At 63.1% G+C, this 9,185-nt stretch carries 7 protein-coding genes; 2 read left to right on the top strand and 5 right to left on the bottom strand.

Features of this window, described 5'->3' with window-relative positions; genetic code table 11:
* Positions 1–5 precede the first annotated feature (5 nt).
* From JHY01_RS16380 to JHY01_RS16395, 4 genes are all read right to left on the bottom strand, one after another.
* Positions 6–587, bottom strand: coding sequence for a hypothetical protein (locus tag JHY01_RS16380; protein WP_205326731.1), 582 nt, complete (start codon positions 585–587; stop codon positions 6–8).
* Between the two features lie 68 nt (positions 588–655).
* A complete protein-coding gene (locus JHY01_RS16385) occupies positions 656–2,314 on the bottom strand; it encodes a DEAD/DEAH box helicase family protein (RefSeq protein WP_307814471.1) in 1,659 nt (552 codons plus the stop codon).
* Positions 2,311–4,659 carry an ATP-binding protein gene (locus JHY01_RS16390; protein WP_205326733.1) on the bottom strand — a complete coding sequence of 783 codons (2,349 nt, stop codon included), beginning with the start codon at positions 4,657–4,659 and terminating at the stop codon, positions 2,311–2,313. The genes JHY01_RS16385 and JHY01_RS16390 overlap by 4 nt, the downstream gene beginning before the upstream one ends.
* Positions 4,660–4,927: 268 nt before the next feature.
* Positions 4,928–5,812, bottom strand: coding sequence for a GIY-YIG nuclease family protein (locus JHY01_RS16395; protein ID WP_205326734.1), 885 nt, complete (start codon positions 5,810–5,812; stop codon positions 4,928–4,930).
* Positions 5,813–5,952: 140 nt separating this feature from the next.
* On the opposite strand from JHY01_RS16395, the gene JHY01_RS16400 reads away from it, so the two are divergent.
* Both JHY01_RS16400 and JHY01_RS16405 read left to right on the top strand, forming a co-directional pair.
* Positions 5,953–7,266 (top strand): DNA cytosine methyltransferase, encoded by a 1,314-nt coding sequence (locus JHY01_RS16400; RefSeq protein ID WP_205326735.1) that lies wholly within the window; start codon positions 5,953–5,955, stop codon positions 7,264–7,266.
* 266 nt (positions 7,267–7,532) lie between these two features.
* Positions 7,533–8,075 carry a very short patch repair endonuclease gene (locus JHY01_RS16405; RefSeq protein ID WP_240192867.1) on the top strand — a complete coding sequence of 181 codons (543 nt, stop codon included), beginning with the start codon at positions 7,533–7,535 and terminating at the stop codon, positions 8,073–8,075.
* Positions 8,076–8,169: 94 nt separating this feature from the next.
* Here JHY01_RS16405 and JHY01_RS16410 read toward each other — a convergent pair whose 3' ends face one another.
* The gene (locus JHY01_RS16410; protein WP_205326736.1) at positions 8,170–8,874 is read right to left on the bottom strand and encodes a hypothetical protein; all 705 of its coding nucleotides are present in this window, start codon (positions 8,872–8,874) and stop codon (positions 8,170–8,172) included.
* Between the last annotated feature and the right edge of the window lie 311 nt (positions 8,875–9,185).

Below are 9,185 nucleotides of genomic sequence, written 5' to 3' on the forward strand. Positions count from 1 at the left end.
GCTTCTCAGACCTCCACGTGGACGACGCGGAGCCCGCAGCGTTCCGCGACGCGATGATGAAACGCCTTCTCGTCATCGGGAATCGGGGCGGTCTCGGTTCCGACCGCGCACAGGATCCAGTCGAGTCGGTCGTCGGTGGCCTGGGCTTTCAACGCCGCCCATACCAAGTGCTTGAAATCTTTGGCGATGGACCAGGTGAATATCACCTCTTCGAAGTCACCCGCGAGAAGCTTCACTCGCAGGGGCTTGATCTGGCGTGATCCCGGTTCGACTTTCCAGTTTGGGCCGAGCGACTTGTGGACGAGTGTGTCGGCGCCCTGGCGGGCCCCATCCGGGAGATATTGCGCCCATTGGCCCACGCCGAACCGGGCGCGGGCGTATTCCTTCATAGGGCCGTCCTTCAACCAGACTCGCGCTTTCTCCGGTTCCGTGAACTCCCGCAGGGGCAGCCCGATCTCGGGGTCTTCCAGCCACTTCGCGTACATGTCGCTGCGTTCGCGGTCGGACAGGCTGGCCCAGTCGCATGCCTCGGCCGCGGCGTACGCGGCGCGCGCGACGCGGGCCTGGAGGTCGGGGTTGATTCTCATTGGTTGCTTGTTCTCCCTATCGTGTGGTTCGGCTGGTCCCCCGTGGTTTCGCCTCTCTGGTCGCAGACCTAGAGGGGCGGAAATTGCAGGCGTACTTCGTCGGCAGCGGTCTCAAGACTCGCGGCGTCCTCGATCCAGTGGTCGAGCAGACTTCCCGCGGTCGCGTCGTTGAACTCGATCCTCGAACGGCCGCCCATCCGGAGACGCAGTTGCTCGGTCTCTTCGGCTTCGAGAGCGCGTTTGAGGTCGAGTGTGGCCGCGATGCGTCGGATGTCCGTCACGAAGTCGAGGACCCTCAGCTGGTCCTTGCCTGGGCTGAGTCGAAGTCCACGACCGAGCTGTTGCACGAAGATGCGTCGGCTGTGGGTGACGCGCAAGAAGGCGATCAGATTGACATCTGGGACGTCGACGCCCTCATTGAGTACGTCGACACAGGTGAGGATCGGGACCCTGCCGAGTCGGAACTCGTTGAGCAGAACCTCTTTGCGTTGGCGGTTGAGTCCGCTATGGAGGCAGGCGGCTCGGCGCCAGGCGTTGTCGGCGGTGCTGATCAGGGTCGCCACGCGTTCGGCGTGGTCGATCGTCTGGCAGAAGACGATCGCCCGGGGATTAGACTCGTTTCTCCACGCGGCCCGCAAGTGTTCGAGGATCTCCTCGTCCCGTTGTGGTAGGAAGAGCGCGCGGTTGAGCTCCTTGATGGAGTATCCGAACTCGCTGGCCTTCTTGACTACGTCCCAGTCGATGTTGTCCACGAACATGCGGTAGTCGACCGTCGACAGGAAGCCTCGCGACATGCCATCGGCGATGCTCATCGTGTAGCTGGCGCGCCCGAACCGGGCGGTGATGTCGAACTTGTCGCCGCGCCACGGCGTGGCGGTCACGCCGAACTGCGCGGCGTTCTCGCACAGGTCGAGCAGTTCGGCGAACTTGCCGTTCTCGCCGACATGGTGGGTCTCATCGACCATCACGAGGTCGGGGCGCCAGCCAGTCCGCACCACTCCCAGCACGGTCTCGATGGTGCCGACGACGACACCCCGAGGCTCGCTTGGCTTGGTGTCACCGGTCATTAGGCAAGTCGGCACCTGTTTGCTCAGGTGTTTCCAGATCGCTTGTTCGAGCTGTTCGACCAGTGGCTTCATGTGAGCAACTACCAGCACCGACGCTCCGGGACGCTCTCGGAGGTAGTCTGCGACGATCTCGGCCCCGATCACGGTCTTGCCCAGTCCGGTCGCCAGGATTAGCAGCGCTCGACCTTCCCGCCGCAAATCGTCTAGGATCGCGTCGACGGCCTCCCGCTGGTAGTCCCTGAGTTTGAAGTCTCCTGGGACAATGTCCGGCATCCGGTCCCAGATCGCCGACAGAGTCGGTCCATCCCAAACCGAGATCTTGATTCCGACGGACTCGAGCGCCCGTCTTCGCTGTTCGGCTCCTCGCGTCAGCCCCGTATTCGTCACCAGCACCGCCTTGTCGGCGCGGTATTGGGTCCTCGCTCGCTCAAGGTCGTCGATGCCCTCGCTGTCGATCGCCCGACGATTCGACCACTTGCATTGGAAGACCCACTGCTCGCGGTCTCTGACTGCGAGGACATCGGCTCCGCCGTCCCCCGCGCCGTCGACGACTCTCACATCGTCGAAGCCGAGATGCATGAGCGCCCGCTTGAGTGCCAATGGCAGGCCCCGAGGACCCGCTTCGAGTAGCGCGTCTCGCGAGAGGAATTCGCCGCTCACAGGCCAGTCTCCAGCGAGGCTGAGAGCAGCTGCAGGCTGAGCCGGATGCGCCGCAGTTGTGGTGCGCCAGGGTCACTCGCGAAGCTGACAAGGGCGGCGATGTCATTGAGGTATCCCGACACTCGCGCGAGGCTCAATCGTCTCGCCGACACCGAAGACACGGTCGTGTACGGGCTGGAGAAGACCTTCCCGTCCATGAATGCCTCGGGCCAGGTCTCCAGGAGCCGGACGAGGTACAGCGCTGGCGCGTATTGCAGGAACTCGCTGGTCTCCCCTAGCGGCGTGTTGCCGACCGGCATGCCGTCGGCGATCATCTCACCCTCGAGCGACGTCAACTCGTCGGGTGAGAGCAACTCATAGGCTCTCACGGGATCGGTGTCTATGGCCGCCGCCATGGAACGGCGCACCTCGCCGAGCAGCTCCCGAGCTTGGGAGAGCACGATGTCGACGCGGAGCACGGTATCGGGAAGACACTGCCTCCGGATCGAGGCCATCATCTGTGACAGTGTGAGTTCGGTGCCCGACTTGACCTTTAGTACTGCGGCGACCTCCGCGAGTACGAAGTCCGCCGGCTCGGTACCGAGAAGCGTGAACGCCTCATGGGCGGGATCGAGGAACACCGTGCCGGTGCCACCCGCTCCCTGCGAGAACAGCACCGGGGTCTCCTGGTCCAAGTCGTCGCGCAGCCGCATGGTTCGCAGCCTGAGGGTCTCGATCTCGAGGTTCCCCACTTTGGGGAGGCCGAAATCGCGGCTCAGCTCCGGGACGCGAACCGCGTCCGCACGGTAGGCGTCCAGGCGTTCCTGCGCCGTTTGCCGCCGTCTATCCAAGGGTTTGGTGCCCGCGGGGGTGTCGCTATTGGCCTCTCGATCCTCATTAGATGGTTGGGGCGTAGGGCCGCCGAAGCCGAGCGCTTCGAGGACGGCCGCCTCGTTAGGCGCGACCGGCGAGGCGGCGTCGACTTTGGCCTGTTTGGCGGTCTCCTTCTGGGCCTCGTGGCTGAGCACGGCCTCCCACCAGCGTCCATCGTTCTGGAACTCGAGATCTCCCCTATGGAACAGCTGTGCCCACTGCCGAGTCTGGTCATGGATCGGCATCCGACCATCGCCCGGGACGAGGTAGCGCTTCCCCGCGTCGTTTCGTCGAAACCCTCGGTAGAGCGTTCCGAGGTGGCTCGAGTTCTCCGAATATCCGAGCTTCTGCGCGCGTTTGGGCTGCAAGGGGCCCTCGCCGCGCAGAAACTCGATCGCGGCACGCCATCCGCGGTCGCCATAGTCGAACGCGTTCTTCTGATAGGTCACGGGAACGTGATCGAGGTGGATCTCCCCGATGATCCGACCTCCCTGGTGGGCCATTTCGATGGGGTACTCGATCTCGACCGGCTCGCCGGGCGCGTCCATGTTCTTCCACTCGAAGACCCGCTTGTCCCAGCGGAGGATCTTCCGGCCGTTCCGTATGAAGTCGACACCGAACTCACGCTTGTCCAGGTGCCTCTGAATGCCAAGCCATCCCCAGATGCGCCGCTCCCTCAGATGCAGGTTGTCCCCGTCGCATTGCGAGCATCGCTCGCGACCGAGTTCCTGCCAGTTGCCACAATCTCCACAAGCCTCGGCCGGCTCGAAGGGCTCGTCGATCGGGATGTACGCCGGGATCCGTTCGGCGGAGGCCCCGTTGCCGTACATCACGAATCGTTCGTCGCCCCACCGGCAGTGACGCCGCGGCTTGACCCGCTTGCCCTGGATCCACAGTTCGAAGGGCCGCTCCTCGAGAATCCAGGAATAGACGCCCCCGAGTGCCTCACGCAGATGGGACTCGTTTCGCCGCAGCCACTGAGCCCGATCGGAATGCAGACGGCTGATCTCGATCTTGGTCCCGTGCTCGTTCGGGTCGTCCTTGGGGATGACGATGTCCTCGGCCTCGAAGTCGTCCCCGATCGAATCGAGGTCGATGTCCACGCCGATCCAATCGGGATCGCCCGCCCTTGTGGACAAGACTCGCGTGCGCCTGCCGAGTCGCGCCGTGCTGACGTTGAAACCCATGCCGAACAGTCCGAGCTTGTCGAACCGGTCGTTGCTCGACCAGCCAGCGCGTACGGACTGTTCGAGACGATCTCTGCTCATGCCGCTGCCCGTGTCGGATACGACGATGGTGGCGTCCTCCGTCCTCCCCTTCGCCGAAGGCAGCGTCACGATGACCTTGTAGCCACCCGCCCACGGCACTCCAGAGCGAACGATCTCGCTGAAATCGTCGAAGGCGTTGTCCACCAGCTCCGCGATACATTGCCATTCATCGAACTCGATCTCTCCGAGCATCTTCAGGATCCGCGCGGACGGCGTGATCTTCACGGGCACCTCCATGATGAGCCGTGTGGGGCTTGGCGAGCCCACATGAACAAGACGACACTGGTCCCGGCCGAGTCACCACCTCGGCGCGAACCTAGTTGGGACCGACGGTAGCCCACTTTTTTTCCGGCGCAAAGGATTCCTTGCATCCTCATGAGACATGTGCTAGAATTTCGTGCTTCGAATTGGATTGGGTGAGGCGCGGTCGTCGTCGTCGACATCCTGCCCGCGACTTCTCCCGCGGGAGCAGGGAAGCCCCACTGCTTGCGTGTCAATCTCCGCAACAGGGATGGCCCCGACCACCCGTTAAGCCCTCGTCAGGGTCGACCTCGTCCTGCGCCTTCAGCTTCGAGACTTGCATCCTGTGCGGCGTCCATTCCGCCGACCCCGCTGCGGTGGAGCGGTACCAGCCCAGAGCGCTCTTATAGATCTTGGGCTTGCTTTCGGGATAGAGGATGAGGGTGTTGGGGAGGACGGTGGCTTGCCAGCCCGCGGGCATCGCGGCCAGGGCCGCCTCGATCGCTCGGCGGACGGTGGTCGAGGGCTCAACGCTCAAGGTGGTCTTCGAGAGGACCTCGCGCGCGAGGTCGGAGTCCTTCTCCTTCTCGTACCTGAAGGTATAGGGAGTCACGGAGGCGATCCGGGCGAGGAGTTCGCCGAGTACCCAATCGTTCTTCTCGAGTTCGATCTGGATGTCGAGGTTGATCGGGAAGAAGATGTCGAAGTGGCCCGCCTTGATCATTGTCTGGTCGCGAACCCGTCCTTGATCCTTGTTGCCGAAGCCATTGTTGTTCCAGGGGATCTTGCCATCGGTCTGATACTTCTTCAGGAGGAGCTTTTCGGGAGCCGCCGCGTCGAGATCCTCGTCGACGTAGGCGCACTTGAACGTGATGTCGAGCGGCTCGATGCCGGAGCGTCCTGAGAGCTTCCTACGGTGATTTCCAAGGCGAGCTCGAAGGTTGGATGCGGCCTTCCCGACGTACACCAGATCGCCGCGGAGGTAGAGGAGATAGACACCGGGGCGGGGCTCGACGAGATTGGCGAGAGCATCGGCGGTCAACTCGGTTGGAACCAGTTCGCCCAGAGTCTCGAAGAGCTGATCGGCGAGCGCCTTCGTGATCCGAAGCTTGAACTCTCCTGTCGCTTTGCCCTTCACTCGCGAACCCCGTCTCTCGTCGCGGACTATCCGACTGATTGTCGTGTTCTAGCTTAGGGCACTTGGGTCGGGCTCGCTGTTCGAACGCAGTCCCGTCGTGGTCTCGTCAGGATGTCGCCCCACCGCGGTAGGGTTTCGCCATGACGAACGCAGCGCTAATCGAACATGAGGCCACCGATCCAGACCCTGGAGTCGGTACCAGCGTGGAACTCTTCACCGGTGGGGGCGGCCTCGCGCGCGCGATGCACGAGTCCGGATTCCGCCACCTGCTCGCCGTGGAGCTCGACCGCAGGGCGTGCGAGACCCTCCGTGCGAATGGCGCGGACGACTATCGCGATGGAGACGCGGCGCCGACCACCCGAGCGGACAAATGGCCCCTGATCGAGGGCGATATCCACAAGGTCGAGTTCGATCGTTGGAGGAAGTCCTCGGGCGCGGACGCAGTGGACGTGGTCGCCGGTGGAGTTCCATGTCAGCCGTGGAGTCTCGGTGGCGCGCACAAGGGGTTCGAGGACCCGAGGAACCTGTGGCCCGAACTCTTCCGAACGATCAGGGAGACCCGGCCGAGAGCGGTCATCGCCGAGAACGTGAAGGGTCTGCTGCGTCCGTCGTTCAAGCCCTACTACGACTACATCCTCCGAGAACTGGAGGCGCCGTTTGAGGACCGCGAGGAGGGCGAGGATTGGAGCGAGCACGCCCAGCGACTCGAGAAGTCGACCACTCGGAAGTCCTCTGATCCGACCGAGCGGTACGACGTGAAGTACCTGATGGTGAACGCCGCCGATTACGGTGTTCCACAGGTGCGGTGGAGAGTCTTCGTCGTGGCGTTCAGGTCCGACCTCGGCTTGGCAGATTGGGAGTTCCCGGCCCCGACGCACTCCGAGGCGGCGTTGCTGCGTGATCAGATGGTCGGGACCTACTGGGAGAGGCACGGTGTGGAACCGCGGCCGATGCCGGAGGGCGTGAGGCTACCTCTCGAGGACGGGCGCCTTCCCTGGAGGACGCTTCGAGACGCGCTCTATGGGAATCCCGATGAGCCGGAACTCGAGAGATTGCCGTTCCCGGAGCGGCCGCTGGAAGCGAAGATCGAGCACGAAAGGATCATTCATCACAGGGGATGGCCTGGCGCTCGGATCTACAAGGGACATACTCCTAATCTGCTGGACCGCCCCGCGAAGACGGTAAAGGCCGGTGTCCATGGTGTGCCCGGGGGAGAGACGGTGATGGAGGACGCGCAGCCGGAACATGAGGGCGAGTACCGATACATGACGGTTCGCGAGGTCGCCCGTGTCATGACCTTCCCGGACGACTGGCGTCTATCCGGTCCGAGGGGAGAGCAGATGCGTCAGCTGGGCAACGCGGTGCCGGTCAAGCTCGGCAAGGTCATGGCGGACTCGGTCCGAGACGCGCTCCGCTCCGTCGACGCGCGTTTACCGACAGGGGCCTTCGAATGAGCGCGAGTTGGCGAGAGAGCAGACCGCCGGAATCGGCGTGGAAGGCGCCGAAGGGCCAGAGTAAGGCGGACAGCCAGAGGGAGCAGGATCTCGCGGCCGGTGGACGAACGGCGCGAGTCAAGACGCTCGTCGACGGGCGAGCGGTCTCCGCCTCCGTCTGTCTGCGCGTACAGCCCACTGGCAGACGTATATACGCCTACTTGCGCTGGTTCGAGGAGAGGCATACGCGCGAGCGGTATATCGGCGAAGTCGAGGAATCGACACGTATGAAGAACCTCGTCGCCGCGTGGCGAATGGTCGAGGAGCGACGACTCCTCGGCCAATCCGACGCCTCCCGGCCAACCCGAGTTCTACGGCCGGCGCCGGTCTCGGAGAACACCCGAACCATCATGCGCGCTAACAAGTCTAAGGACACCAAACCGGAACGGCTGCTCCGCTCAGCGGTACACGCTCGCGGCCTTCGATACCGAATCCACCACCGGCCAGTGACTGATCTCCGCAGGACCGCTGACCTGGTATTCACTCGAGCCAAGGTAGCGGTGTTCGTCGATGGTTGCTTCTGGCACGGCTGTCCCGAACACTATCGCCCGGCCCAGCGAAACTCGGAGTTCTGGAACACCAAGATAGAGACCAATATGCGGCGCGACAGCGACACTCGACAGAAGCTCGAGGATGCCGGTTGGTTGGTCATCCGAGTCTGGGAACACGAGCCCGTCGAGGCGGCCGCCGATTTGATCCTCGAGCGGGTGGACGCCCGCAGGACGGCGGCCGAGTCAGCCCGCGCGGACGAAAGTCGCCAGTCTCCTTGAGAGATGACGCGTCACTCCAACCGTTTCGGCCGAAGGCCAAGTAGCACGCTCCGGTTGCTATACCTCGCGCTGCACAGCAGCAGGTGCCAACGGGTCAATCCTTGCGGTGATCCTCTGCGATTCTTCTCTGCCTCCACCAGCTCGATGCTTGTTCCAGCCGTTCCAAGTGCTCCTCAATCTTGTTGAGAGCTTTCGCGATGACAACTGCTTCCGAATCGCGGGCAAGCTTAGGTCTAAGTTGGTCGAGATCAATTGAGTAAAGCTCAGGTGCTATTGATCCGAGGATGCCTCTGCCCTCGACGAGCACGGTGAACTGTCTCGGGCCATCCTCGCGTCCGAGATACCCGTGGGTAGTATCAATTGGTAGCTCCCACACCGCATGTGGAGCAAGTGTCGATATTGGCACATCGTGTATTTGTTTGCCTGAATGCGTGACGAGCGACGGGGTCACAATAGCCTTGACGTCATATGCTGCTGTTGCGCCCGCATTCGTAATACGCAGCACGAGTAGCTGGGATTCTCGAACACTTGAGTCAATCTCGGCCAATAGATACGGTTGAATCTGGTCCCTACGAGCTTGTTCCGCAAGCTCAAGTTGACGCGCTGCATACCCTGTTTGGGTCTTGGCTTCAGTTGCCATGGTGCTCCCATGTCTAATCTGAATTGCCCCGATAACGATTGAAATGATGCCGACAAGAGCCAACACGAGGGCTGCATAGAGCCCCCAAGTTTCTACCCAACTAGGAGGCGGTGTCGGCGGCGGTTCGGCTGCCCAGAGCGACCAAGACTGGTGATCCATCTGACCATGATATGAGACCACCCACTTCTCCTCTCCTGTTCACTGCGGAGGCCGGGTTCATTGGCCGGGGGGCGGGCGCGCGATACGCTCGCTCGGCGACAGGGCGGGCCCGCAGGGATCGCCCGCAATCCGGCCTGGCCGCGTGCCCGCAGGGGTCCCCGGCCAAGGGTTCCGGCCGGAACTTTTGATCTCATCCTCAATGCGGTCTTTCCTTCTTGGCTGCCGCCGCCCGCGGCTGGGGCCCCTCGCGGCGCCCGTCCCCAGCCGCGGGCGGCGGCGCGGCCCCCAAGGCCCCCAGAAAATTGAAAAAA

Origin of the sequence: Glycomyces sp. YM15, from assembly GCF_016918015.1 — a bacterium.
Classification (GTDB): domain Bacteria; phylum Actinomycetota; class Actinomycetes; order Mycobacteriales; family Micromonosporaceae; genus Glycomyces.